Source organism: Pleomorphochaeta naphthae (genome assembly GCF_055396005.1).
Genome location: NZ_AP042457.1, coordinates 2,469,564 through 2,496,136, shown reverse-complemented (window position 1 = coordinate 2,496,136; position 26,573 = coordinate 2,469,564). Strand labels below are relative to the sequence as shown.

General features: G+C 28.2%; 19 protein-coding genes. 14 read left to right on the top strand and 5 right to left on the bottom strand.

The window, feature by feature from the left end; all coding sequences use genetic code 11:
• The first annotated feature begins 29 nt into the window (after positions 1-29).
• The 4 genes from ACZ5SO_RS11380 to xylB all read left to right on the top strand — a co-directional run bounded on the left by ACZ5SO_RS11380 (position 30) and on the right by xylB (position 5,149).
• Positions 30-1,523, top strand: a complete 1,494-nt coding sequence (locus ACZ5SO_RS11380; protein WP_464624735.1) for a sugar ABC transporter ATP-binding protein — start codon at positions 30-32, stop codon at positions 1,521-1,523.
• Positions 1,524-1,542: 19 nt separating this feature from the next.
• The gene (locus ACZ5SO_RS11375; RefSeq protein WP_464624734.1) at positions 1,543-2,565 is read left to right on the top strand and encodes an ABC transporter permease; all 1,023 of its coding nucleotides are present in this window, start codon (positions 1,543-1,545) and stop codon (positions 2,563-2,565) included.
• Positions 2,566-2,663: 98 nt separating this feature from the next.
• Positions 2,664-3,653, top strand: coding sequence for a LacI family DNA-binding transcriptional regulator (locus ACZ5SO_RS11370; RefSeq protein WP_464624732.1), 990 nt, complete (start codon positions 2,664-2,666; stop codon positions 3,651-3,653).
• Between the two features lie 17 nt (positions 3,654-3,670).
• Positions 3,671-5,149, top strand: a complete 1,479-nt coding sequence (gene xylB / locus ACZ5SO_RS11365) for a xylulokinase (RefSeq protein WP_464624730.1) — start codon at positions 3,671-3,673, stop codon at positions 5,147-5,149.
• Positions 5,150-5,213: 64 nt separating this feature from the next.
• Here the strand turns inward: xylB and ACZ5SO_RS11360 are convergent, their stop codons facing one another.
• Positions 5,214-5,945, bottom strand: coding sequence for a MerR family transcriptional regulator (locus ACZ5SO_RS11360; protein WP_464624728.1), 732 nt, complete (start codon positions 5,943-5,945; stop codon positions 5,214-5,216).
• 308 nt (positions 5,946-6,253) lie between these two features.
• On the opposite strand from ACZ5SO_RS11360, the gene glmS reads away from it, so the two are divergent.
• From glmS to ACZ5SO_RS11320, 8 genes are all read left to right on the top strand, one after another.
• The gene (glmS, locus tag ACZ5SO_RS11355) at positions 6,254-8,065 is read left to right on the top strand and encodes a glutamine--fructose-6-phosphate transaminase (isomerizing) (protein WP_464624726.1); all 1,812 of its coding nucleotides are present in this window, start codon (positions 6,254-6,256) and stop codon (positions 8,063-8,065) included.
• 26 nt (positions 8,066-8,091) lie between these two features.
• The gene (locus tag ACZ5SO_RS11350) at positions 8,092-9,975 is read left to right on the top strand and encodes a DNA/RNA helicase domain-containing protein (RefSeq protein WP_464624725.1); all 1,884 of its coding nucleotides are present in this window, start codon (positions 8,092-8,094) and stop codon (positions 9,973-9,975) included.
• 107 nt (positions 9,976-10,082) lie between these two features.
• Entirely contained in the window at positions 10,083-12,806 is a 2,724-nt protein-coding gene (locus ACZ5SO_RS11345) for an ATP-binding protein (RefSeq protein WP_464624724.1), read from the top strand.
• 175 nt (positions 12,807-12,981) lie between these two features.
• Positions 12,982-13,485 carry a nucleoside deaminase gene (locus ACZ5SO_RS11340; protein WP_464624723.1) on the top strand — a complete coding sequence of 168 codons (504 nt, stop codon included), beginning with the start codon at positions 12,982-12,984 and terminating at the stop codon, positions 13,483-13,485.
• A 48-nt stretch (positions 13,486-13,533) separates the two neighbouring features.
• A complete protein-coding gene (locus tag ACZ5SO_RS11335; protein ID WP_464624721.1) occupies positions 13,534-14,568 on the top strand; it encodes a BMP family ABC transporter substrate-binding protein in 1,035 nt (344 codons plus the stop codon).
• Between the two features lie 67 nt (positions 14,569-14,635).
• Positions 14,636-16,153, top strand: a complete 1,518-nt coding sequence (locus ACZ5SO_RS11330; RefSeq protein WP_464624720.1) for an ABC transporter ATP-binding protein — start codon at positions 14,636-14,638, stop codon at positions 16,151-16,153.
• Positions 16,146-17,231 (top strand): ABC transporter permease, encoded by a 1,086-nt coding sequence (locus tag ACZ5SO_RS11325; RefSeq protein ID WP_464624718.1) that lies wholly within the window; start codon positions 16,146-16,148, stop codon positions 17,229-17,231. Before ACZ5SO_RS11330 ends, ACZ5SO_RS11325 begins: the two co-directional genes overlap by 8 nt.
• Positions 17,231-18,175, top strand: a complete 945-nt coding sequence (locus ACZ5SO_RS11320; RefSeq protein ID WP_464624716.1) for an ABC transporter permease — start codon at positions 17,231-17,233, stop codon at positions 18,173-18,175. The genes ACZ5SO_RS11325 and ACZ5SO_RS11320 overlap by 1 nt, the downstream gene beginning before the upstream one ends.
• A gap of 37 nt (positions 18,176-18,212) precedes the next feature.
• On the opposite strand, the gene ACZ5SO_RS11315 is transcribed toward ACZ5SO_RS11320, so the two are convergent.
• Together ACZ5SO_RS11315 and ACZ5SO_RS11310 are read right to left on the bottom strand one after the other, a co-directional pair.
• Entirely contained in the window at positions 18,213-19,532 is a 1,320-nt protein-coding gene (locus tag ACZ5SO_RS11315; protein ID WP_464624715.1) for a sensor histidine kinase, read from the bottom strand.
• Positions 19,516-20,232: a LytR/AlgR family response regulator transcription factor gene (locus ACZ5SO_RS11310; protein WP_464624713.1), complete on the bottom strand. Its 717-nt coding sequence runs from the start codon at positions 20,230-20,232 to the stop codon at positions 19,516-19,518. The genes ACZ5SO_RS11315 and ACZ5SO_RS11310 overlap by 17 nt, the downstream gene beginning before the upstream one ends.
• Before the next feature lie 79 nt (positions 20,233-20,311).
• On the opposite strand from ACZ5SO_RS11310, the gene ACZ5SO_RS11305 reads away from it, so the two are divergent.
• Both ACZ5SO_RS11305 and citG read left to right on the top strand, forming a co-directional pair.
• Positions 20,312-21,685 (top strand): IS1380 family transposase, encoded by a 1,374-nt coding sequence (locus ACZ5SO_RS11305; RefSeq protein ID WP_464624711.1) that lies wholly within the window; start codon positions 20,312-20,314, stop codon positions 21,683-21,685.
• A gap of 481 nt (positions 21,686-22,166) precedes the next feature.
• Positions 22,167-23,552 carry a triphosphoribosyl-dephospho-CoA synthase CitG gene (gene citG, locus ACZ5SO_RS11300; protein ID WP_464624709.1) on the top strand — a complete coding sequence of 462 codons (1,386 nt, stop codon included), beginning with the start codon at positions 22,167-22,169 and terminating at the stop codon, positions 23,550-23,552.
• On the opposite strand, the gene citC is transcribed toward citG, so the two are convergent.
• Both citC and ACZ5SO_RS11290 read right to left on the bottom strand, forming a co-directional pair.
• On the bottom strand, positions 23,522-24,547 hold the full coding sequence (gene citC / locus ACZ5SO_RS11295) for a [citrate (pro-3S)-lyase] ligase (RefSeq protein WP_464624707.1): 1,026 nt from the start codon (positions 24,545-24,547) through the stop codon (positions 23,522-23,524). The two genes, citG and citC, sit on opposite strands and share 31 nt — an antisense overlap.
• A gap of 447 nt (positions 24,548-24,994) precedes the next feature.
• The gene (locus ACZ5SO_RS11290; RefSeq protein WP_464624706.1) at positions 24,995-26,296 is read right to left on the bottom strand and encodes an IS30 family transposase; all 1,302 of its coding nucleotides are present in this window, start codon (positions 26,294-26,296) and stop codon (positions 24,995-24,997) included.
• Positions 26,297-26,573 lie beyond the last annotated feature (277 nt).

Below are 26,573 nucleotides of genomic sequence, written 5' to 3'. Positions count from 1 at the left end.
TGTTCTAAATAAAATACAGGGGAATATTAATGAGTCAATATAAATTGGAAGTTACCAATATTGAAAAATCCTTTCCTGGGGTAAAAGCTTTAGACAACATTAATTTTGCTGTTAGACCTTCTAGTGTTCATGTTCTTTGTGGAGAAAATGGTGCTGGTAAATCTACTTTAATGAAAATAATTAATGGTGTTTATCAACAAGATGCTGGTGAAATAAAAATAGATGGGAAAGTTGTTGATATAAAAAATCCTATACAAGCAAGAGAACATGGGATTTCTATGATTTTCCAAGAATTAAATTTTGTACCAGAAATGACTGTTGAAGAAAGCTTAATTTTAGGGAAATGGCCAAAAAATAAAATCAATCAGATTGATTGGAAAGCTGTAAGAAAAAATGCTGTTGAATTATTAGAAAGCGAAGGACTTTCTTATAAACCGCAACAAAAAGTAAAAGAATTATCAGTATCTGATTGTCAGATGTTAGAAATCTTAAAAGCAATATCAAATAATTCATCTATCATTATTATGGATGAGCCAACCTCAGCTATATCTAATAAAGAAGTAGAGAGCTTGTTTGAAAAAATTGCAGAACTTAAAGCAAAAGGTGTTTCTATAATTTATATTTCTCATAAGATGGATGAAATTTTTAAAATTGCAGATGATATAACTGTTTTAAGGGATGGGATGGTTGTTGATTCAAAGCCTGTTGAAGAATTAACTATTGAGAAAGTTATTAATTTGATGGTAGGTAGAGAATTTGATAGTAGTAATTATCCTAAAGAAAAAATTAAAATTGGTGATAAAAAATTAGAAGTAAAAAACTTAACTAGAAATGGAGTGTTTTCTGATATTTCTTTCAACGTTAGAGCTGGAGAAATTGTTGGCTTTGCTGGTTTGATGGGAGCCGGTAGAACTGAGGTAATGAGAGCTTTATTTGGGTTGGATCCTTTTGATGAAGGTAAAGTTTTTTTATCTAACAATGAAATAAAAATAAAAGATGTTGCAACAAGCATAAAAAATAAATTAGTTATGTTAAGTGAGGATAGGCGTAGATTTGGAATAATTCCTGTAAGGGATATTAGAGAAAATACAACATTATCCTCTCTTAAAAAGGTTTTTTATAAAGGTTATTTACATTCTAAAGAAGAGATAGAATATGTAAATGACATGTGTAAAAAAATGAATGTAAAAACACCTTCTATATCTACAGCAATTGAAGCTTTAAGTGGTGGTAATCAGCAGAAAGTTGTTCTTGCAAAATGGATGTTAAGTAATCCTGAAGTATTAATTTTAGATGAACCAACTAGAGGGATTGATGTTGGAGCAAAGTTTGAAATCTATAAATTAATGACTGATTTAGTAAAAGAAGGAAAAGCTTTAATAATGGTATCATCTGAGTTGCCAGAATTAATGGGTATGTGTGATCGTATTTATGTTATGGCTGAAGGGAAGATTCAAGGCGAATTAAACAGAAAAGATTTCACTCAAGAAAATATAATGCGTTATGCAACAGGTGTAAATTAGGTATAAGGAGAGTTTTGTTTTGGAAAAAAAATCAAAGAAATTTTTGCAGATTTGGTCTACTGTGACAAAAAAATATAGTATATTCATGGTATTAGTTGTTTTGTTTATAATTTTTACATTCATAAATGAAAACTTTTTTTCTCCAAGAAATTTGTCAAACGTATCTAGGCAAATATCAGTAACAACAATATTAGCTTTTGGAGAAACTATTTTAATAATTTGTGGTATGTTGGATTTGTCTGCAGGATCAGTTCTTGCTTTATCTGGGGTATTATCTGTTGCTGCATATCAAGGTACTAGTTCTATGTTTGTTGCCTTTGCTGTAGCTATTTTAGTTGCAGTTGGTTGTAATTTTTTAAATGGCCTTATGGTAACAAAATTTAAAACTCCACCTTTTATTGCAACTTTGGCTATGCAAGCTATGGCTAGAGGTGGTGCTCTATTATTTACAAATGGACAAAACATATATCAATTAGGGGATTATGTAAAAGTTGGACAAGGTTCAATTGGTTTTATACCAACTCCAGTAATATTTTTAGTATTAACTTTAGCTTTCACATGGTACTTATTGAGAAATACTGCTTTTGGAAGATCATTGTATGCAATAGGTGGAAACGAAGAGGCTGCTAACGCTTCAGGGATTAATGTCAATAAAAATAAAATGGTAGCATTTTTAATTAATGGAGTTTTTGTTGGAATTGCAGGTGTGCTATTTATGTCTAGAGTTAATGCAGGACTTCCAAATGGTGCATTAAATTATGAATTTACTGCATTAACTTCTTCTGTTATAGGTGGAACTAGTTTCTCTGGAGGAATTGGTACAGCTGGAGGTACAGTAATTGGTGCATTTATTGTTGGCTTCTTAAATAATATTATGAATTTACAAAATGTAAATTCTTATTTACAACAAGTAGTTAGAGGTGCAATAATTGCATTAGCAGTAATATATGATATTTGGTCAAAGAATAGAAGAACTAAATCCCATGTTGGAAATATTAGTGAAAAAAAAGATGATAATAAATTAAATAAAGATAGTATATAATGAAGTTGAGTCTAAAATATAAAAATAAATATATTGATAGATTAAATAGAATGAATTACAATTAATGGATGTATCTGTGGGAAAGGAGCTCTGATAAAATGAGTATAAATAAAAAAGTTACCTTAAAAGATGTTGCTCTTGCTGCAGGTGTATCTATTTCAACTGTTTCACATGTAATTAATAATACTAGATTTGTTAAACCTGAGACAAGAAAGATTGTTGAGAAGACCATGGAAGACCTATCTTTTGAAAAAGGTAAGGGATTTTCAAAAAAAACAAAATATATAGGTCTTATCGTAGCTGATATAACAGAAGATTATTCAATATCAGTTATTAAATCTATTGAAAATCATTGTCGTAAAGTAAATTATTCTATTATAGTTTGTGATTCTCAAGATGATCTTGAGTTAGAAAAGCAAAATATAAATAAATTACTTGATAATGAGAGAGTAAGTGGAATAATTATTTCACCTGTAAATTCATTTTGTTGTGATCCTAGACTAAAAAATACTAAAGTACCTGTTGTTTGTTTCGATAGAAAATTTGAAACAGTAAATAAAGTGTTTTTTGGTATTAACAACTTACAATCTGGTTATTTTGCTTCAAATTATTTGTTTTCACATAATTGTAGCAATGTGGGATTTATTGGATATCCTCAAGAAGTATATAGTGTACATCAGAGAGAATTAGGTTATAGGTTAAGTTGGCAAGAAAAATATCAAGATAAACTTCCGAAGATTCAAAAAATTGATTACTTTCAAGTGAATTCGATTGAAATAATTTCAAAATTTATTAAAAAAAATAAAATTGATGGTTTAATTTGTGCAACTTCTGGAGTTTGTCATTTAGCAATTAAAGCTATTGAACAACTTGATTTAAATATACCTGAAGATGTAAAAATTGTTACATATGATAACAATAAATGGTTTGATATGTTACAATATCCAATTTCTGTAATAACTCAACCGGTTAAAGAAATTGCAGAAGCTTCAGTTGATACGATTATTCAATTTATTGAAAATCCTAATGATATTGACCTAGATAGATCTGAAATCTTATATGAAACAGGATTCATTGATAGATTATAAAAAAATAGGAGTTTATTTTGTCTATAGTTGCAGGAATAGATTGTGGTACTCAAAGTACAAAAGTGATATGTTATGATTCTATAAAAAAAGAGATAATTTCAAAAGCAACAAGTGAACATGACATAATTTCAAAAGAAGATGGAACTAGAGAGCAAATGGCTTCATGGTATATAGATGCTATTAGAGATTGCTTTAATCAAATTCCATTAGATATAAAAAAACAAATAAAAGGGATTGGTGTTTCTGGGCAACAACATGGATTTGTTGCTTTAGATAAAAACAAAGAAGTATTAGTACCTGTAAAATTATGGTGTGATACATCTACTCATTCTCAATGTGATGAAATAACTGATAAAGTTGGTGGCCAAGATGAAGTTTTTGAAGAAATTCAAAACCAAGTTTTACCAGGTTATACTGCTTCAAAAGTTTTGTATTTAAAAGAACATAATAAAGAAGCTTATGATAAATTAGCATATATTTTGCTTCCCCATGATTATATTAATTATTATTTAACAAAAAATATTACAATGGAAGAAGGTGATGCTAGTGGTACTGCTTTCTTTGATGTTAAAAATAGATGTTGGTCAAAAAAAATTTTATCAGCTATTGATAATGAAAGAGATTTAACACTTTGTTTGCCTAAAATAATAAAACCAAATGAAGAACAAGGCATTGTTGATAAAGATGTTGCTACAGAATTAGGATTAAGTGAAGGTGTTGTTGTTTCTTGTGGTGGTGGCGACAATATGATGGGAGCCATTGGCTGTGGTTGTACCCATGAGGGTTCTCTTGTTATGAGTATGGGGACCAGTGGAACATTATTTGGATATAGCGAGAACTTAGTTAGTGATAAGAAATCAAGATTAGCTGCTTTTATTTCTTCAAGTGGTGGTTATTTACCTTTATTATGTACTATGAATTGTACAGTTGTTTCAGAAGAAATCAGAAAACTTTTTGAAATTAATGTTAGAGAATTAGATGAATTAGCAGCAAAAGCAAAAATTGGAGCTGGTGGAGTCACTATTTTACCATATTTTAATGGAGAAAGAGTCCCAAACTATCCAAATGGCAAAGCTTCTATCCTAGGGTTAAATACAGTAAATAATACAAGGGAGAACATAGCAAGAGCAGCATTGGAAAGTGGTGTTTTTGGTATGAAAATTGGATTAGATGCTTTTATAGAATTAGGCTTTGATGTAAAAGAAATAATATTAATTGGTGGTGGAGCAAATAGTCCAATTTGGTCACAAATGGTAAGTGATATTTTTAATGTGCCAGTAGTGATTCCAAAAATAAAAGAAAGTGCGGCATATGGTGGCGCTATTCAAGTTTTGAGTTTATTGGAAGATAAAAGTATTGATGAATGTGCTATAGAAAATTGTGGTAAGAATATTAAGGCTAGACTTTTACCTAATATAGGTAATCACGAACTATATATAAAGGCTTATGAAAATTATAAGATGTATGATAAGGCTTTAAGTTCCCTTTTTAAATAGAAAATAGAATGTGGAAAGAATAAATAAGCTCAGTTTTTTCTGAGCTTATTTTCTCATAAAAATATTATTTATTTACAAAATAAATAATAGCATCGGATATGAATTGGGCCGTATTTTCTCCATACTTATCAATATTTTTTTTAAATCTTTCATCACTTATATATAAAGTAGCTAAAGATCTAAGCATTTCATTAGAACAATCATAATAGTATTTGTTTATAAAATCTTTCCATTTTTGAACTAGATTTTGAACCTCATCGCAACTAACTTTTTCACTTCTTAAATTAGCAAAAGATTGAAAGATTTCTTTATTTTCTTTAGAAATAACTTCCCATTGCCCTTTAGAATAAGAATCAGTTCTTTTTTTACTTTGTTTATAGGCTAAAGAATTTCCCCATCTTTGTTTAACTTCTTCTTCAAAATCTTTTTTAGCTTTTTCGATTTCACTTGTATCGAACTCTTTAAAACTCATAGTATCTTCTCCTTCTATGTATTTGTCTAGTAAATTAATTAAATTATCTAATCTATTTCTCTTCATCATTAATAATTTTTTATGGTTGATAAAAGCTTTCTGAAAATCAAAGTTTTCATTATTCAATATAGATTTTATATCTTTAAGAGAAAAATCTAATTCTCTTAAAAACAAAATTTGCTGTAACTTCTTCAAATTTTCATCATCATAAATCCTATACCCTGATGAATTAATTTTGCTAGGTTTTAGTAAATTAATATCATCATAATAATGTAAAGTTCTAACACTTATATTTACCAATTTAGCAACTTCATTAATTTTCATTATCTTTTCCTTTATCAGAATATATTATTACCTTAAACTATTACCTAACGTTAGGGTCAAGAGTAATTTAAAAAAAATAAGTAATAAGTCATTTATAAACTTTTTATAGATATATTTTTTTTAAGCTAAACTGAAAAAAAATTAGAAAAAATAGCTATATTAGAAAAAAAATAACAAATAAATTTGATTGATTAAAAGAAATCTTTTTTTCAAATTCTAGGTTAGAATTCTTCTTAAAATGTTTTTACTATTTATATATCTAATTATTTGTTATAATAAAAGTAATTTTATAAAAAGGTGTTGGAATTATGTGCGGAATTGTTGGCTTTTGTTCAGATGGGAAAGACGGGTTAGAGGCATCTACTATTTTATTAGACTGTTTGTCTAAGTTAGAGTACAGAGGGTATGATTCAGCTGGTATAGCTCTCTTAAATGATAATAAACTTGAAATAAGGAAGGCAAAAGGAAGATTATCTAATCTGCAAGCCTTAGTTGAGAACAAACCAATTGAGGGCTTTGTTGGCATAGGTCATACTAGATGGGCGACTCATGGAGAACCTAGTGATATTAATTCACATCCTCATACAGATATAAGTGGTGATATAGCTGTTGTTCATAATGGCATTATTGAAAATCATGTTAAACTTAGAGAATGGTTAGAAAAACATCATGTAGAATTTAGAAGTGAAACGGATACAGAATGTATAGCTCATTTAATAGATTTTCATTATAACGGAGATTTATTATTAGCTGTAACAGAAGCTCTAAAAAGATTAGAAGGCTCTTATGCTTTAGCCGTTGTTTGTAAAAATGAACCAAATACAATAGTTGTAGCGAGAAAAGATTGTCCTTTAATAATTGGGAGACATGAAAAATATAATTTATTAGCTAGTGATGTTACACCTTTATTAGAATATACGAGAGAGGTGCAATATCTTGAAGATAATCATATAGCTAAAATTTCACCAGATGATGTCACAATTTATGATGAAGAAGGTAATACTGTAGATGTTGAGATTACTCATGTAGATTGGGATATGCAATCAGCTCAAAAGAATGGCTTTGAGCATTTTATGCTTAAAGAAATATTTGAGCAACCTTATGCGCTTGAGCAGACATATAAAGCAAGGGTGTATGGTGGAAAATTAGATTTAGGAGCAATAACCGACGCAGTAAAAAATGCTAAACGTGTGGTAATAGTTGGCTGTGGTACAGCATATCATGCAGGAGTTGTTGCTAAATATGCAATTGAACATTATGCAAAAATCCCTGTTGTAGTTGATGTAGCATCAGAATTTAGATACAGAGATCCTATAATTTTTGATAATGATTTATGCATAGTAATTTCTCAATCAGGAGAAACTGCAGATACCCTTCAGGCAATGAGAATTTTTAAAAGAAAAAAAGCTAATATTATTGCAATTACGAATGTAGTTGGGTCAACAGTTTCAAGAGAAGCTGATTATGTTATGTACACACAAGCAGGGCCTGAAATTGCAGTAGCTTCAACGAAAGCTTTTACAACTCAATTGATGTGTGTTTATCTTTTAGCCTGTGCTCTAACAAAAGATGAAAAAATGTCTAAAGCTCTTATGAAAGAATTAGAGACCATACCAGAAAAAGCTCAATTAATTATTGATAGACAAGAGGAAATTCAAAAGTTTGCTGCTCGTCAATTCAATAAACCAAAAGTATTTTATTTTGGACGACAAAGTGACTTTGCTATCTCTCTTGAATCAGCTTTGAAATTAAAAGAAATAAATTACACTCATTCAGAAGCTTTTGCAGCAGGAGAGCTAAAACATGGACCTATAGCATTAGTTGATGAAGATACTTTAGTAGTTGCAACCTGCTGTAATGAGAAATTATATGATAAAATGGACTCTAATATAAAAGAGGTAAAAGCAAGAGGAGCTAAAGTATTGTCAATAACTTTTGAAGGCAATTCTGTATTTGATACAGTAGCTGATACAGTCTTTGGGATTCCAAAAACAGAATCTTATCTGTCTCCAGTATTAAGTGTAATAGTAACCCAACTTTATGCTTATTATTGCTCAGTAAACCGAGGTAATGATCCAGATCATCCAAGAAATTTAGCAAAGAGTGTTACTGTAGAATAATAGTTGAATATAACAAAGAGGCTCTTATGATTATCTATGAAAATACTAAAAAAGGATTTATTGAAGAAGTTGAGAGTGGAATATATGTAAATAAATTACAAAAAAACTTGTATGAAAAAATGAATAGAAGAGTGGGGTTTTCTGAGACTAACTCTTGGTTAAATTCTCTAAGGGCTATGAAAGACATAGTTCAAGATGAAGATATTCCCTCTGATGCAGGTGTTGCAGTAGAGTATAATATACCAAATTCATCAAAGAGAGTTGATTTTATAATAAGTGGATATGATGAAAATCATAATCAAGAATTAGTGTTTATAGAATTAAAGCAATGGTCAAAAATAAGTAAGGTAGATAGTTTAGACCAAGTTGTTGAGACCTTTGTTGGAAAATCTAATAAATATGTAACGCACCCTAGTTATCAAGTTTGGTCTTATGTAGAATTGCTAAAAAATAATAATAGTTACATTCAAGATACAGAAATTCAATTAGAACCTTGTGCTTATTTACATAACTACTATCCTATAAAAAATGATCCTCTAATCGATAAAGTATATAAACAAGTAATAGATAGAGCTCCTGTATTTAGAATGACAGAAGCTAATGATTTAAAAACCTTTATAAAAAAACATATAAAATATGGTGATAAACTTATATCTTTAAAAAGTGTTGATGAAGGAGAATTAAAGCCTTCTAAATCTCTTCAAGATTGTCTCATTAACATGTTACATAATAATCCTGAGTTTATAATGATAGATGAGCAAAAAGTTATATATGAACAAGTTTTAAATGCTCATAGGCTATCTCAAAAAGATAAAAAAAAGAGAGTTATCATAGTTAAAGGAGGGCCAGGAACAGGAAAAACTGTAGTAGCAATTAATTTACTAGTGCAAGCTATACAAGAAGGATATTATTCAAGTTATGTCACTAAAAATAAAGCACCAAGAGATGTTTTTAGTTCTTTGCTCATCGGTGAAGATTTTACTAAAAAATACATAAATGGCTTATTCTTAAGTTCAGGATCTTTTACAAACTGTGAAAATAATCAATTTGGCTTGTTAATTTGTGATGAAGCTCATAGATTAAACGCCAAATCTGGAATGTTTTCAAATCTTGGTGAAAATCAAATAAAAGAGATAATACACTCTGCATTGACTTCTGTTTTTTTTATAGATGAAGAGCAAAAAGTCACATCAAAAGATATAGGAAGTGTTGATGAAATTATCAAATGGAGTAAAAAAGAAAAAGCTTTTTATGAAATTAATGAATTAGTTAGTCAATTTAGATGTGGTGGTTCTGATGGCTACCTTTCTTGGCTAGATAACACTCTTAGGATCAGAGAAACAGCTAATTATTTTTTAGAAGATATTAATTATGATTTTAGGGTGGTAGATTCAGCTAGAGAGTTAGAAATATTGATTCGAGAAAAAAATAAAGAAGATAATAAATCTAGAATTGTTGCAGGTTATTGTTGGAATTGGATTAGTAAAAAGAAAGAAGATAGGGACAAAATCGATATTAAAATTGGTGCTTTTCAGATGCAATGGAATTTAAATAGTAATACTCCATATGCAATAGATAAAGGTTCAATAAACCAGGTAGGGTGTATACATACTTGTCAAGGATTAGAATTTTCATATGTTGGAGTTATCGTAGGAAAAGACCTTAGATTTGAAAATGGTAAAGTTATTACAGATTTTACACAAAGGGCAAAAACAGATAAATCATTATCTGGCTTAGTGACAAAAGCTAAAAAAGGCGATGAAAAGTGCTTAAAGCAAATTGATTTAATTATTAGAAATACATATAGAACTTTGATGAGTAGAGGTTTAAAAGGGTGTTTTATATATTGTGAAGATAAAAAATTAAGCAATTATTTTAAAACTTCATTAGCTATGGTTAATCTTAAATAAAGTAAAGCCGCACAATCTTAAGATAGAAAATAAGGGCCTCTTTTGTTGTGAACGAAAGATAGGCATGTTATAATTATTTATCTATCAAAAACTGAGAGGAGGTTGGTGTGAATTTTATTTTGAATAATGAGCAACTAATGAATGTAGAAAATATGCCAATTCCTATTAGTATTGGTATTGTGCAAGATTCTAAATTAAATTTTATATTAGTATCAAAAGGCTATTGTGATTTTTTTAGTCAAACTAAAGCTGAGGCCTTATCTTTATTGAACACAGAGTTATGTTATTTTACGCATAAAGATGATCGAATAAAATTGATCGAGTTTTTTAACGAAGTCGTGTCCTTAAAGAATTCATCATATGATATTAGTTATAGATCTAGGACAAATGATAATGATTCATATTTTTTACTACATCTTGTAATAACTGTTAAAACTATAGAAGATAAGAAATATCTCTATTTTTTATATTCAAAAGTAACTTCAAATCTTGAAAATTCAATTTCTCACCATAAAAAAATAGAATCACAGCAACTTAGTATTGCAGAAGATAGTCTAAATGCAATAGCTATAATAGCTAAAAAAGATTTTAAAATATTATACTTAAATAAAGCTGCTAAGTTATTATTTTCTCATGATTCATCAGTTGGAGACACAATACCTTGTTACCAGTTTTTTAGAAATAGAGACAATCCGTGTGAATATTGTCCAATAAAACTTGATAATTCTGAAGGTGATTTATTTGAAATAGAGTGTGAATATTTCAATATGCAAATTCAAGTTCATTTAGTAGAAACTGTTTGGGATGGGCAAGAAGCATATATAGAATATATACGAGATATTACTTCTGAAAAGAGAAATGAGAGATTATTTAATTTATATAAATCATTAATATCTTATAAACATAATTCAAATATTGATGTTGGTGCATTGTATGGGTTTGATATAGAAACAGGGATAATAAGCTTTTATTTTCTTGATGAAAATGTAACCTGTAATGAAGGAAAATCATTTGATGAAGTTATTAAATATTTTTATCCAAGCATAGTTGGAGAGGAAGATAAAGAAAAATTTCTTCAATTTTATAATCTTGAAAAAATAAGAAGAAATGCATCTTTATTAAAAACTGAGACTGTTGAATATCATCAAAAACTAAAAGGAGAAATTGTTACTATAAGAGCAAGTTATAGTTTTATTGAAGATCCTATAACAAAGCATACCTTAGCGATAGTAAAGGTATATGATATAACTCAAAGATTAGAAATGGAAAAAATGTTAAAAGCTATCGTTACTGAGCAAAATGAATTTGTAATGAGGCAAGATCCCCTTACTAAAACATGTGTAGTTTTAGCGAGGTCAAATAATTTCTTGAATTTTCCAAAAGGATATAGCCGTTATTCATTTGAAGAGTACGACAATTATTTACAACAGAATTTTAAAATTAAAACATATTATGGGAATCCTAAGTTAATAAGCTGTGAAGAAATAGAAAAATTGATTAAAACAGGTAATTATTCAACTACATATGTTATAGAAAAAGATAATCAAAAATATTTCAAAAGGGTTTTTTCTTTTAGATCTTCTGATAATAGTTTATATACAGTAGTTTATGATGTTACTGATTTAGCACTTCAAGAAAAAAATAGAAATAAAAAACTAGAAAAAATTAATAAAAAACTTTCACATGCAAAAATCGAGGCATCAATAGCAAATAAAGCTAAATCAGAATTTTTATCTAGAATGAGTCACGACATGAGAACTCCTTTAGGTGCTATATTAAGTTTGTCTGATTTTGGATTGGAAGAAAATGATACTACTAAGTTTAGAGAATATTTTAATCAAATTAAAGAAAATGCAGATTATTTATTATCATTAGTCAATGATTTATTAGATTTTCAAAAAATTGAATCAAATACGATTGATATAGATAATAAAATTGTAGAATTTGGAAGTACAGCTAAATCAATAGAGAGAATTGTTAAGTTAAGAGCTAATGAGAAAAACATAAAATTGATATGCTCAGCAAAAAGAGAAATTGATAAGCGATTACTTATTTTTGATGAAAAGAGATTTAAACAAATTCTAGTAAATTTATTAAATAATGCAATAAAGTACACTCCTCAAGGTGGTACTGTGAAATGGTCTTTGATAGTAAAAAACGACATAAATGGACAACCTACAGCATATCATACAATAAGCGATAATGGTGTTGGCATGAGCAAAGAGTTTCAAAAGAATATGTTTCAACCTTTTTCAAAAGAACATAATATTTTATCAGAAGCTGAAGGTGGTACAGGGCTTGGTTTAGTTATTACTAAAAACATAGTTGAAGCTATGAATGGTAAAATTAGATGCGAATCAGAATTAAAAAAAGGTACAACGTTTTATATTGAATTACCTCTTGGTATTCCAACAGAAGAACAACTTGTAGAATATAGAAAACATAAAAATACTGTAAATTATGAGGTTAAATTCAATAAAAAAAGAATCCTTGTTTGTGAAGATGTAAAAATTAATCAAATCATTATTTCAAAATTATTAGAAGAAAAAAATGCAATTGTTACAATAGCTAATAATGGACTTGAGGGTGTTTCTCTTGCAAAAGAAAATATATTTGATGCCATATTAATGGATATTAGAATGCCAGTATTAGATGGAACTAAAGCAACAGAAAGAATTAGAGAATTTAATAAGACAGTTCCAATTATTGCATTAAGTGCAAATGCTTTTTCAAAAGATGTAGAGAGAAGTATTTATGTTGGAATGAATGCTCATTTGGCTAAACCTATTGAAAAAGAATTGTTATATAAAACTTTAGCAAAATTCTTTTAAAATGATTATTATTCAATTCATTTTAAGTAAAATATAACAAATTTATTACCCTATTGATTGTTTTGTATAATATGTGTATATTTATACAAAATTATTATATGAATATATATTCAATTAAAAAAAATAGTTGAAAAATATAATAAATATATTATAATTTTTAAAAAATGGAGTAGCTATGCCTCAAATTATTAAAAATGAATTGACTGATTTAGATATAAAATTACTTTATGAAACTGTTCGTATAGCACATGAAGCTGTTGAGAGAGGCTGTCATCCTTTTGGAGCACTTTTAGCTGATAAAGATGGAAATATCTTAATTGAGATAGGAAATAATAAAAATGCTAGCCCGTGTTTACATGCAGAAACTGCTGTAATGATTGAAGCAGGCAAGAGATATAGCCCAGAATTTTTAGAAACATGTAGTCTATACACAAATTTTGAACCATGTGTAATGTGTACAGGAGCTGTTTATTGGACTAATGTTGGAAGAATCGTTTTTGGTTTAACTGAAGCTGAGTTGTTGAGCTGTACAAAAAATCACAGCGAAAATCCTACTTTTGATTTACCTTGCGATAAAGTTTTGGAACATGGTCAAAGAAATATGATAGTTTGTGGTCCTACAAAAGATGAAGACCTTAAAAAAGCTATTTTAAAAGATCATTTAAATTTTTGGAATTAAGAGGAATTTCCTCTCAATATTTTCATATACACTAAGGAGAAAACTGTTATGAAAAAAGTTGTTGCGTTAAGTTTAATGTTGTTCGTATTATCTACAACACTATTTGCTCAAGGAAGTAGTGAAGAGACTACAGCCGTAAAAGACGATGGTAAAGTTAAAGTTGCTTTAATAGTTGAAAACACCATTGATGATAAGGGTTGGTGTCAAGCTATGCATGATGGAATCCTTGGAGCACAAGAAGAATTACCTGGTGTAATTGAATACAGTTACAGTGAAAAAATGAAACCAGTTGATGCTGGTTCAGCTGCTAGACAATATGTAGCTGATGGATATGACATTATTATTGGTCATGGTGCTCAATATAAAAATTTAATTTTAGAAATGGCTGATGAATTCCCTGATGTAACTTTTGCTTTTGGTACAAGTGCAGAAGTTGGTCCTGAAAATGTTGTAACATATATGCCAGAGAGTGAAGAGACTGGTTACCTATCAGGTATGATTGCTGCTACAATTTCTAAAGACCAAGTTCTTGGAGTTGTAGGTCCTGTTGATGGTGGTGATTCTGCTCGTTATAATAGGGGTTTTGTTTTAGGTGCACAAAGTGTTAATCCTGATGTTGAAATAATGGTTGCTCACACAGGATCATTCTCTGACTATATTAAAGCTGGTCAAGTAGCTCAATCTCAAATTAAAGCTGGAGCTGATGTACTTACAGGTTCTTCTCAACAAGCCTTAGGTGCACTTAGAGCTACAGCAGACTTTCCAGATGAAGATATTTGGTGGGTTGGCCAAGATCTAGCTCAGTTAAATATGGAAGAAGGTAAAATGAAATGTGTTGCAGCATCATCTTATGATTATGCTCCAGTTATCGTTTCTTTAGTTGAAAATGTTCAAAATGGTGTTAAGGGTGGATACTGCGTACCTATGAATTTTGCAAACGGTGGTTTTATCTTTGACTTTAATGACGCTTTAAGTAATCTATATGATGATGATTTAGTTGATGCAATTGATGCTAAGATTTCTGAATTTATAAATAATCCAAATTCTGTTGATTGGAAGAGCGTAGATTATTCTCTATTATAAGAAATAATGATTGAATAAGGACATCTATACTATATAGGTGTCCTTTTTACAAACTACAAGGTGCATTATGGATAAGATTAAAAGTCTACGAATGGAAAATATTACTAAAACTTTCCCTGGAATGAAAGCTTTAGATGATGTAACTATTGAAGTAAATGAAGGTGAGATTTTTGCTTTAGTTGGTGAAAATGGAGCCGGTAAAACAACATTAATGAATGTGTTGATGGGATTATATCAAAGTGATGGTGGTTGCATTATTTTAAATGGACAAAAAGTTTGTTTCACATCTCCAAATGATTCTTTTGGTCATGGAATTGGAATGGTCCATCAAAGATATATGTTAGTTCCAAATCTCACAGTTAAAGAAAATATTGCTTTAGGATTGAAGAAGGCTTGGAATAAAATCAAAATCGATATGGATTTTGTTGAAAGCAAGATAAAAGAAATTGGGGATAAGTATGATTTAATAGTAAACCCTGATGCATATATTTGGGAGTTATCTGTTGGTGAACAACAAAAAGTTGAATTAGTAAAAACATTATGTTTAGGTGCTAAATTTTTAATTCTTGATGAACCTACTAGTGCTTTAACACCACAGGAGATAGATGAATTAATTATTCTTCTAAAGTCCTTAAATAAACAACTTCCAATGATTTTTATATCTCATAAGTTAAAAGAAGTAAAAGAGTTGTCTCATAAAATTGCGATTTTAAGACATGGTAAAATTGTATTTTATGGAAAAACTGATGATTATAGTTCTTCAGATATTGCAGCATTGATGACTGGTAGAGAAGTAAAAATGCCAGAAAATAATGAGACAAAAGAGTTTGGAGACTATGCCTTAGAATTGAAGAGTGTCAATGTTAAAAGTCCAAGGGGCTTTTTAGCTTTAAATGATTTAAATTTGAAAGTTAGAGCCGGTGAAATAATGGGGCTTGCAGGTGTGTCTGGAAACGGTCAACTTGAATTAGCTCAAATTATTAATGGCCTTAAAAAAGTAAATAAAGGTGAAATCTTATTTTTTAATGAACACATTGAAAATTCTTTGCCTATAGATATTATAAAAAAAGGGATGGGATATATTCCCGAGGACAGAAATACTGAAGGAATTGTTCCTTCTTTTTCAATTAAAGAAAATTTAATTTTGAAAGATATAGAAAGTGATCAATTTTCAAAACGGTCTTTTATTAACAACAAAGCTATAAATGAGAATGCAGAAAAACTTAGAGAACAATTTGATATTAGATGTGTAAACACTTCATTGAGTGCAGGTGCTCTATCTGGTGGAAATATTCAAAAGGTTATTTTAGCTAGAGAAATTGCTAGAAATCCTAAATTCTTAGTAGCTGTTTATCCTACTAGAGGTTTAGATATGGGGGCTGCACAATTTATTCATTCAAAATTACTTGAAATGAGAAAAAATGGTGTTGGTATTTTATTAATTAGCGAAGAATTGGACGAAATAATGAATCTCTCTGATAATATAGCAGTTATATTTAAAGGCCATATTCAAAAAGTCCTTCCTGCTAAGACAGCGACAAGGAGAGAAATTGGTATGTTAATGGCAGGAGTAAGTAATGAATAAAAAGTTTAAAATTTTATATAAAACATCAATTATTTTATTAGCTATTATTGCTACCTTATTAATTAGTTCTATTATTTTAATTACAATTGATGCCAATGTATTTAAAACATTTTTAGTAATATTGACTGAACCTCTTAAAAATAAAATACAATTAACAGAAGTTATAATTAGGGCTATACCTCTTTCAATAATAGCTTTAGGTATTACTGTAGCGTACAGATCAGGTACTATAAATATTGGAGCCGAAGGTCAAATGGCTATTGGTATATTAACAGCAACCGCTGCTGCCCTAAGTTTTTATAATATCCCTAGACCTTTTAATATTTTAATTATTTTTTTAGCTGGAGTCATCGGTGGTGGTCTTTGGGGATTCATTCCTGGGATACTAAAAGCTAGATTAAAGGTTAGTGAATTATTATCTACGGTTATGTTAAATTATATTGCAGCACAAATTTATACATTCTTTTTGAGAGGACCAATGATAGATCCAGCTGAATTAACCTTAGGTAGTGGAACTCCTCAATCAATGAGATTTGATAAAAATGTTTGGCTAAATAGGCTTATTACCGGAACTAGATTACACTCTGGTCTATTTTTAGTAATATTTTTAGCAATCTTGATTTATATTTTATTATGGAAAACTTCATTTGGATATAAACTTAGAGCAGCTGGCGCAAGTAGTAAGGCCGCTAAATATGGTGGAATAAAAGTTACTTATTTTATAACCATTTCTATGATAATCTCTGGAGCTTTTGCTGGACTTGCAGGAAGTGTTGAAGTATTAGGCGTTCATCATAGGGCTATTGAAGGAATTACTAGTGGTTATGGTTTTTCTGGGTTAGTAGTTGCTTTATTTGGTGGTCTACACCCTGTTGGAATCTTGCCCGCTTCTTTCTTCTTTGGTTTATTATTAGTTGGTGCTGATATGACACAGAGAATGGTTGGAGTTCCCGCTAATATGGTTCAAGTATTGGAAGGAATTATAATTTTAGTAATTGTTGCAGCACAACAAGTTTTGAATGATAAATATTTAATGGATAAAATTTGGAAAAAATTTCATGCTGAGGAGGCTAAATAATGGATTTTATAGTGAATATATTAGCCTTGGGAATTCCTTTTAGTGTAGCATTGTTGTTAGCTAGTATAGGAGAGATGTTTAACCAGAGATCAGGTATTTTTAATCTTGGTTGTGAAGGTATTATGGCAATGGGAGCTTTTATTGGTATGTTAGTTCCTTATTCTGTTGGCCAAGGTGGAGCGACCTCTGAAATATATAATTTCTATGGTATATTAGCAGGAACTTTAATTGGTGCTTTATTAGGCTTAGTTTTTGGTGTAGTAGTAATTACTTTTAAAGCTAAACAGGGTATAGCTGGAATTGGAATGCAATTATTCTGTGTAGGTGCTGCTGGAACTTTATTTAGACACTTTGTAGGTGGAACACAAAGTATTCCAGGAATTGGAAATTTAAATATACCTTTATTATCAAAAATTCCGATTTTAGGACCTATTTTATTTTCTCACAATATTTTAGTTTACATAGCTTTTTTGTTTGTGCCTTTATCGGTTTACATTTTGTTCAAAACTCCTTGGGGCTTGAAAGTTAGAGCTGTAGGTACTTATCCAAGAGCAGCAGATAGTTTAGGAATTAATGTCAATAAAGTTAGATTCCAAGCATTAGCTGTCGGAGGTGCATTAGCTGGTTTAGCAGGAGCTTATTTATCTCTCTGTCAAGCTAAAATGTTCAGTGATGAGATGATTGCAGGTCGAGGATTTATCGCAGTAGCCTTAGTTTATTTTGGGCATTGGGATCCTATTAAAATTATGTGGGGAGCACTTTTATTCTCTTTAGCACAAAGTTTCCAATTGGCAGTTCAAGGTCAAGGTATTAATTTCCCTTATGAATTTGCAGTTATGCTTCCATATGTTTTAGTAATTCTTACTTTGGCATTTTCAAGGGATAAAAAGAAGCAAGAGCCTGCTGCTTTAGGTATACCATTTGATAGAGAAAAACGTATTTAAAAATATAAATAATATGGCAGTCATTTGATTGCCATATTTATATGTTTAACCAAATATCTAATCTAAATTTATTTTCATCAATGAGATGAATCATATTTCCATTATATGATTTAGCTATATTTTCAATAATTTTAAGACCTAATCCGTGATTATCAACATCTTTTTTAGTGGTTACTATTTTATTATCTACCATTTTTATATTGTTTGGTTCAAAAGTATTGGTAAGGGAAATAATAACTGATTTCTCTTTTTGGTATACTTCAACATTAATAAATTTTTCTTGAGCTTTTATTGTTGCTTCAATTGCATTTTCTATACCATTAGCTAGAATTAAACAGATGTCAGATATAATGGAATCATCATTAATATTGAGGTTAATAGAGAAAGTAGATTCAATATTTTCTTTTATAATCAATTGATGATAATGGTTTAATATAGAATTAAGCATGTGATTAGTTGAGTAGTTAATAATCTGTGTATCAGGTATAGTTTTTATGATTTTAGAAATATAATTTTTAATTTTAGTTATATTTCCTTCAATACAGAGACCTTCAAGTATTGCTAATTCTTTATTGAAATCATGTTTAATATATCTTAATTTGTCGTATGTTTCATTGATTTGTTTATAAGTTGCATCAACTTGTTTCAATTGTATTCTAATTAAGTCTAGTGAATTTTCTTTTTTTAGTAATTCAATTTCTTGTTGTTCTTTTTCCCCAATTTTAACAATAGTCCAAAGTAAAGTTAAAAAGACAACAATTAATAAAATACATGAGATTGAAATTGAAATAAGTTCATCTTGTCTATCTAAAATAGATCCTCTACCTATTAATTCATAATAGCTATACATTCCTGCAACTATTGATATTCCAGCAATTATATTCCAATTTACATGAGTTGTATCTAAAGCTTTTCTAATCTTTGGTATGTATAGTAAGTTAAATAAAAGAGCAAAGGCTATCATAAAGATATCTCTTAAAATTATATGGCCTATAGTTTTTTCTGGGAAAAATTGCATTATTATAACTGTTGATAAAAAATTGAAGTTAAATAAGATTAAATCAGAAAAGAAATAACTAAACACTAAACGTCCATCTCTATATTTACTAATGATAAAATATAAGATAAAACCTGGAATTGTTAATAGTAATAAGACATTATTAGTAGCCGTATCAAAACCTTTTGTGAATAAAACATAGTTGTAAATTACTAAAAGTACTATAAAAACAGAGGAGATAAATATAAGGTTCTTAGTTCTGTTGCCCTTTTGAGGTAGGAGATTCCAACAAGTGATTAGTTGAATAAAATATAAAAGTTCTATTACTAAAGCATGGTTTAGTTCAATTGAGATAATCAACTTTTTTTCCCTTTATTATGTAGTCATGATATTTTTGTACTATATTTTTATAATCTTTAATTTTAATAATCACATGTTCTCCATTGTTTACAACAAACCAACGTTGTTCTAAACGAGAGATTTTATCCATATTTACTAAATAACTTTTATGAGTTCTTAAAAATATTGGATCATTTAATTTCTGCTCAATGTTATCTAAAGAATCATAATATATCTTTTTTTCATTATTACATAAATGAACTATAACTTGTCTGCCTTTGCTTTCTATAAAAAGAATATCATTTATATAATGTATCTCTTCTTTACCTTTTTTTTTGAGAACTAGAGCCTTATTTTTATGAGTGTTGTTTATTCTATCAAGAAAAGTAAATAACTTATTTTCTTTTAAAGGTTTTATTAAATACCCAAATATATTTATTTGGTATCCCTCTATAGCAAAGTCCTTTGAAGAACTATATAAGATGATGGGAATCTTACTAGATTGTGATATTTGTTGAGCAATTTTGAATCCATTAGTATCGTTTAAAAAAATATCTAAAAAGAGCAAATTAAATTCTTGACTATGATAATTATTTAAAAAATCGATAGAATCTGTGTAATAAATAATTTCATATTCAACATTAGGGTATTTTAAATTATAATATCTTTTAATAGATCCTGAATCCGTATAGAATACAAAATAAGTAAAATATATCAACATATGTATAGTAAATTATAGACTAAAAAAGCCTCTTATGTTACAATTAAATTATCACAAAAAACGTAACAGGAGAGGCCAAATGATTGATTTTGATTCTACAACAATTACACTAGAGAGTAAAGCAGGTTTAAACTTAATTTCTAAAATTTTAACATTTGCAATGATGAAAGTTAATGATAATGCTGAATATGATTTGGATACCCTTAAATCTAAAAGTCTTTTAGAAAATGAAACTATATATAAAACCTTAGTTGGTTTAAACTCTATGGGATTTACTAATTTTTCTGATGTAGAGCAATTTAGAAATAATGAAGTATTTAAAGAATGTTTAAATCTTAAATTCACTCCTGCTCAAGAAACACTAAGATTGTATTTAGAGAAAGAACGTAGTGCAAATTTTATTGAACATTGTAATTTAGTTAATATTGAATTACTAAAGAAAGTTTCTTTCCCATGTGAAAAGATAAGTGAAAAATATATTCCATTAGATTTTGATGTAACACCTATGATTAATCCTAAATGCAATAAAGAAGAATGTTCTAGAACATATAAAGGGGAAGATGGGTTTGCACCACTTATGAGTTACTTAGGCTCTTATTGTATTGGAGCTGAACTTAGACCTGGAAAACAACATTCTCAAAAAGATTCAATACCGTTTGTTCAAAAGGTATTGGATAATGCTAAAGAGATACTTACTTTAGAAGATTATAGTAAAGTGTTGTGTAGATTTGATAGTGGTCATGATAGTGTAGAAACTATTAATGTACTTGATAAAAATAATGTTAACTTTATTATCAAGAAAAAATGTAGAAGAAACGACTATTCACAAGATTTATTAGAAAGAGCTAAATCATTATATGATAAAAAGATATCATATGATTATAGACAAACAACTGTATACTATGGTTATTTTACCCAAATGTATCCAGTAGGAAAAGAAAATGTTACAAATAAGGCTCAAATAGCATTTAAGATAAAAGAGATTTATGAAGATAAAAAAGGTAATATATTATTATTTCCAGAAATAGAAGTAGAGCTTTATTGGACTAACCTTATTGAAGATGCAATAACAGTAGTTAATCTATATCATGATCATGCAACAAGCGAACAATATCATAGTGAAATAAAAACTGATTTAAACTTTGAAAGATTAGCATCTGGTAAATATAGAGTTAATGAAATGTTATTAGCGGCTATTACTAATGCTTATAATATTTTAAGAATAATTGGGGATATTACATTATTAAATCAATTCTATTTACCTGAAGGAACTAAGGGTAATAAAGATAGAATTAGAATGAAAACAATATTAAGAGATATTATTTATACTAGTGCTAGATATATGAGAAAAGGAAGAAGTAAAGTGCTTCGGCTCTATAAGAAAAATCCTTGGACAGAGTTATTATTACGAATTGATAAATTTATTAACATATATTTTCCACTTTTCATTTAATACTCAATAAAACTAAAGATAAAACAACAGAAACAATACTTCTAATATCAATTAGAAGATTTTAGTATGACTGAAAAAAGTGATATTTGAAAAAAAATTAAAAATATTATTCTTCCTTCTATTAAAATAATGGAATAAAATATAAAAATAGAAATAAGTAAAACAAATAGATAAGATAAAATCCGTACAACAAAATAATTCACCTAAAAAATAGCCAAAAATTAGCTAGATTTATCAATTATCAAGATTTATACGGATTTAGGTAGATATTATTAAATTATTTATATCTTCATAATTATCGTCACATATACCAATTTTCAAAAGCTCAGTCCTTTTAGGAATGTTTGATAAATAATATTATATGGTAAATTGTGAAAGTAAGCAAATACTTGTCATTGTAAATATTATAAAAAGTGGTATATTATTTATGATAACTACCTAAAATGTTGAATATATTATTGTTTAATATTATCGTTTAGAAATGAAAAATAAAAAATATTCATCTGCAGCAGCTGTTAATTTAGAAGAACTTCTTGAGGCTAGGGAAAAAAGAGCTAGTAAACAAAAACAATTATTATTTGAGTATAAAAAAACTTTAGTTGTTTATACCTTAAATATTGCTGGGCCTATAAAAGTTTTTGATTTAGCTGTTAAAACTTTTTATGAAGGGCTTTTTTTAATAAAAAAAGAACTCATGGAAAAAGATATAATTATTATTCTAGAAGATATTGATGAAAATAAAACTGGGTATGAAGCTTATTTAATAGTTGAAGATGAAGCATCATTAGTTAAAAAAATCCTTCTAAAAATTGAAGATAATTATTCATTAGGGCGAATATTTGATATTGATGTATTAGATATTAGTGGTAAAAAATTATCAAGGCTTAATTATCAAGAAGGTTATAGAAAATGTTTGATATGTGATGAACCAGCAAATCTTTGTAGAAGAAATCAAACACATAGTTTAAGTGAAATAATAAATAAAGAAATTGAGATAATGAGTGATTATTTTTATGATAAATATTCAACTCAAGTTGCTAATTTAGCTTATAATTCTTTGATAGCAGAACTACATACTACACCAAAACCTGGTTTAGTAGATTTAAATAATAATGGTTCACATAATGATTTAAATTTAAATTTATTTTATAAAAGTGCTACTGTTTTAAAACCATATTTTAAAAAATTTGTTTTATTTGGTATAGAGAACAAAGATGTTGAATTAGGAATTTTATTTGATGGTTTAAGAAAACTAGGTATTAAAGCTGAAAAAACTATGTTTAATTCTACTGATAAAGTAAATACTCATAAAGGAGCTATTTTTATTTTTTCTATTGTATTAGCTACCCTTGGTTGGTTGTTTGCCAATGAAGAAGAATATAGTAGAAATAAAGTCGTCGCCTCTATAAAAAAAGTTACATATAAAATCCTAAATGACTTTTCGAATTTAAATGAAAGAGAAATCAAAACAAATGGAGAAAATATATATTTAAAATATAATATTCTTGGAATTAGAGGTGAATCTAAAGAAGGCTTTTCTATTGTATTTAATTTATTTTTGCCAATTTTTATTGAGCAAAAACGTCATCATTCTTTTAATGACAGTGGAGTGTTTACTTTGCTAAAAATAATAGAGAATATTGATGATACAAACATAATAAAAAGGAGTGATTTTGAAACTTTAATAAAGATAAAAGATATAATAAGTAAAGAGTTGAGAAACACTAATGTAGATATATTAGAATTATCTAATAAAATGGATGAATATTTTATTCAAAGAAACCTCAGTGCTGGGGGAAGTGCTGATTTATTAGCTTTAACTTATTTCTTATATTTTTATGAAAATTTATTTAATATAAATTCATAAGTAGTATCTGGGACAAGTAATTTAATTTTCTCAAATTGCTTGTTTTTTATATATTTTCTAACAGTACTTGCAGAAATAATAGTATCTTCACTTAGTTTTCTGTTTATTATAGATAATTTTACATCACTGTTACTTAAGGCCTTTATTAACTCATTATTATAAGAGTGGGTTACTAAATCTTTTGGTTCAGTTCCTAGGAAACGTTGATTTATATTTAGTAAAGGTACAATATGATTTAAAAAAATTTTAATATCTAGTTCGCAATTTATTTTTGTAGTTTGTATTTTATCTTTTATAAAGTAAGTTGGAAACGTTAATGGGGATAGTATGTATTCTTTTGATCTATGGACAATTACATTTGAAAAAGAAGAGATTCCCTGTTTTACTAGCATAAGTCTTTCCTCTTCATTAAAGAATTTGTTAGAACCACTTAATATGAATACGTGAAGAATATCGCATTGCTTAGATGCTTCATTTATTAGATAAAGATGCCCTAGAGTAAAAGGATTACAATTTGCAATTATACAACCTATTTTTTTAGGAATAATTTTATTTTTTTTTATAAAAATGGCGCTCTCAAATTTAATTTTCTTTAGATAATTATTGAATCCAGATTTTTCATTCTCCATTAATAATATTTTATTTGTTTTCTCAATAGTATAGAAGCCTAAGTCTTTAAACATTTTTTCATTGCCAAGTTTTGTAAAAACAAATAGCTTTCTAATACCAGTCTCATTAGCATGGGTTATTAATTTTGAAACTATTTTAGCAGAATATCCTTCATTTCTATATTCAGATTTAACAGCTAAACACTTAATAATATTTTTGTCTAAGGAGCCTGTTGCAATAATATTATCCTCTCTATCAAGTATGTTTATACTGTATTCGATATTATCATCATATTCTAAATCTTGGGAGTTTAGAAAATTTATTAGAGCTGGTAATAGTCTTTTTTGAGAAAGTGGATTAGAAATAATTTGGTATGATTCTTCCAAAATAGTATCCTTTATTTATTAAAATTAGTGGATTTATCAAGTTCATTAATAATAATAGTAACCTATATTTTATAAAAGCAAGTCTTTTTGTAATATTTTACTACATTTTTGTAAAGAAATTTATATTAAATGTAAAAATAGTATAATTAGTTACAAAAGGCTCAATTGAAATATTAACTGCAACCTTTTAGGCATTTGCAATACTTAATGCAATTCAAATAGCAAAAAGTTGGATGAAAAATCTTTTTTTCGTTTGACTTTTTGCTTTTTCTGCCTAAATATTAAGGTACGATGTTTATTTGTCATTACCAAAGGGCGCAAAAAACCCAGATTGGCAAATAATCTGTTTTTTTGCAGTACTAAATGCAATCACTATCATTTTGTTTAGTAGTTCTTATTGGTTCTACTGTGCCCATAAGTATTAGTGTTTGGTTGTTTTAGTGTTTTCTAGTTATTAACTAGACTTGGGCGAAGCATTACTTCATCGGGTTGGATGTAAGTAATGCTTAATTTTTTTAATATATTTGATCCATACATTCTTTCAAAGATTTCGTATGGAGTATTATTTCCTAACTTTCCTCTTTTGTAAGAATTAATATGACTCATCATTAAATTTGTTTTCTCTTGATCCAAGTGATTTATTGATTGATGTTTTGGGATTACTCTTCTAAGTAATTCATGATTTACCTCACATGAACCCTTCAACCAACTAGCCATAGGCTCACAAAAGAAAACTTTTGTTCTAATAATTCCATCTGTGGTTTCTTCAATCTGTTTTGGTCCCGAAAATTCTTGACCATTATCAGTTAATAGTATAGGAAATAATCTTTTAAAGTCGTTATGTCCTAATTTTACATACAAATTATTAAAGATATCAATAACAGATTGAGCTGTGTTTCTCTCTCTAATAAAAGCTAGCATTAAGGAGCAATTAACAAAGTGAATAGTAAGTAATACTTTACCTCCTTTAGTACCTTCTACACTATCCATTTGTACAATAGGAATATCTGGATGATTATCTACATACTCTAAGTAATCATCATAAGACCTTCCAATACGACAACTCCTTTCAATTACCCTTTTAGATTTGTTTGTATTAACTCTCTTTTTAAATCTAACAAGACGGGGATGATCAAAATTATCAACATCAAATAACCCTGCATGTTGATATGAATAAAGTGTTCTTTCACTAATAGGTATTTCATATTTATGAGTTTCATAAATATGATGAAAAGATTGGACTTTCTTTACTAGAGGTGTAATCAAATCATTAGTAAATTGGAATTCAGCATCATTAATAGCAATACCAGCTCTTTTATCAACTAATACTTCTTTATACTGTTTTTGAGCATATATACTATCATAAAGTCTTTTCTCTAAATCACACCTAAAATAATTACTACAATTATTACAAACGTAAGGTGGTTTATCTAATAAAGGACATTCCTCTTTAACATAATCTTTACAAGTATAATTACACTTCCCACAAGTAGAACATCTTTTCCCAGGACAATTAGTATTGTCACACATATAGGCTTTAGTACAAGTTTTTCTAAATTTACAGTCATTAAAATAGTGACTCCATTTAGCACCTTTTCTTTTAAGCTGCATATGAGCTCTTACTTCTCTAGAAACAGTAGAAGGTGATCTATTAATTTCCTTAGCAATTTGTTTAAAGGATTGCTTACCTAGTAATCCATGTATTTTATGTCTTTCATTAGAAGTTAAATGTTTAAAGTTGTTATTCATAATTTATTCCTCCTTGAATTGAATAACTAACCAAACACAAAAACCAACAAGAAAGAAATATTATAAATCCTCTTAAATCCATAAAACAAGAGTGAAACAACTAAATAACTAAATAAACATTATCTTGCACTACTAAATGCAACTATATCTTTTGCAATATTTATTGCAACTAATTAACCTATAAAAAAAGTAGAGGGGGGTGCATTTAATAATTCAAGTGATATTAGTTACAAAAGTAACTAAAACTAATATATTTATTTGATAAATAGTTTTTTTT

Bases quoted from the DNA above. Each gene is read 5' to 3' on its own strand.
- ACZ5SO_RS11325 (WP_464624718.1), top strand. From the start codon at position 16,146: ATGAATAAAAAGTTTAAAATTTTATATAAAACATCAATTATTTTATTA.
- ACZ5SO_RS11310 (WP_464624713.1), bottom strand. From the start codon at position 20,232: ATGTTGATATATTTTACTTATTTTGTATTCTATACGGATTCAGGATCT.
- ACZ5SO_RS11340 (WP_464624723.1), top strand. From the start codon at position 12,982: ATGCCTCAAATTATTAAAAATGAATTGACTGATTTAGATATAAAATTA.
- citG (WP_464624709.1), top strand. From the start codon at position 22,167: ATGAAAAATAAAAAATATTCATCTGCAGCAGCTGTTAATTTAGAAGAA.
- ACZ5SO_RS11350 (WP_464624725.1), top strand. From the start codon at position 8,092: ATGATTATCTATGAAAATACTAAAAAAGGATTTATTGAAGAAGTTGAG.
- ACZ5SO_RS11380 (WP_464624735.1), top strand. From the start codon at position 30: ATGAGTCAATATAAATTGGAAGTTACCAATATTGAAAAATCCTTTCCT.
- ACZ5SO_RS11305 (WP_464624711.1), top strand. From the start codon at position 20,312: ATGATTGATTTTGATTCTACAACAATTACACTAGAGAGTAAAGCAGGT.
- ACZ5SO_RS11335 (WP_464624721.1), top strand. From the start codon at position 13,534: ATGAAAAAAGTTGTTGCGTTAAGTTTAATGTTGTTCGTATTATCTACA.
- ACZ5SO_RS11370 (WP_464624732.1), top strand. From the start codon at position 2,664: ATGAGTATAAATAAAAAAGTTACCTTAAAAGATGTTGCTCTTGCTGCA.
- glmS (WP_464624726.1), top strand. From the start codon at position 6,254: ATGTGCGGAATTGTTGGCTTTTGTTCAGATGGGAAAGACGGGTTAGAG.
- ACZ5SO_RS11360 (WP_464624728.1), bottom strand. From the start codon at position 5,945: ATGAAAATTAATGAAGTTGCTAAATTGGTAAATATAAGTGTTAGAACT.
- ACZ5SO_RS11320 (WP_464624716.1), top strand. From the start codon at position 17,231: ATGGATTTTATAGTGAATATATTAGCCTTGGGAATTCCTTTTAGTGTA.
- ACZ5SO_RS11330 (WP_464624720.1), top strand. From the start codon at position 14,636: ATGGATAAGATTAAAAGTCTACGAATGGAAAATATTACTAAAACTTTC.
- ACZ5SO_RS11290 (WP_464624706.1), bottom strand. From the start codon at position 26,296: ATGAATAACAACTTTAAACATTTAACTTCTAATGAAAGACATAAAATA.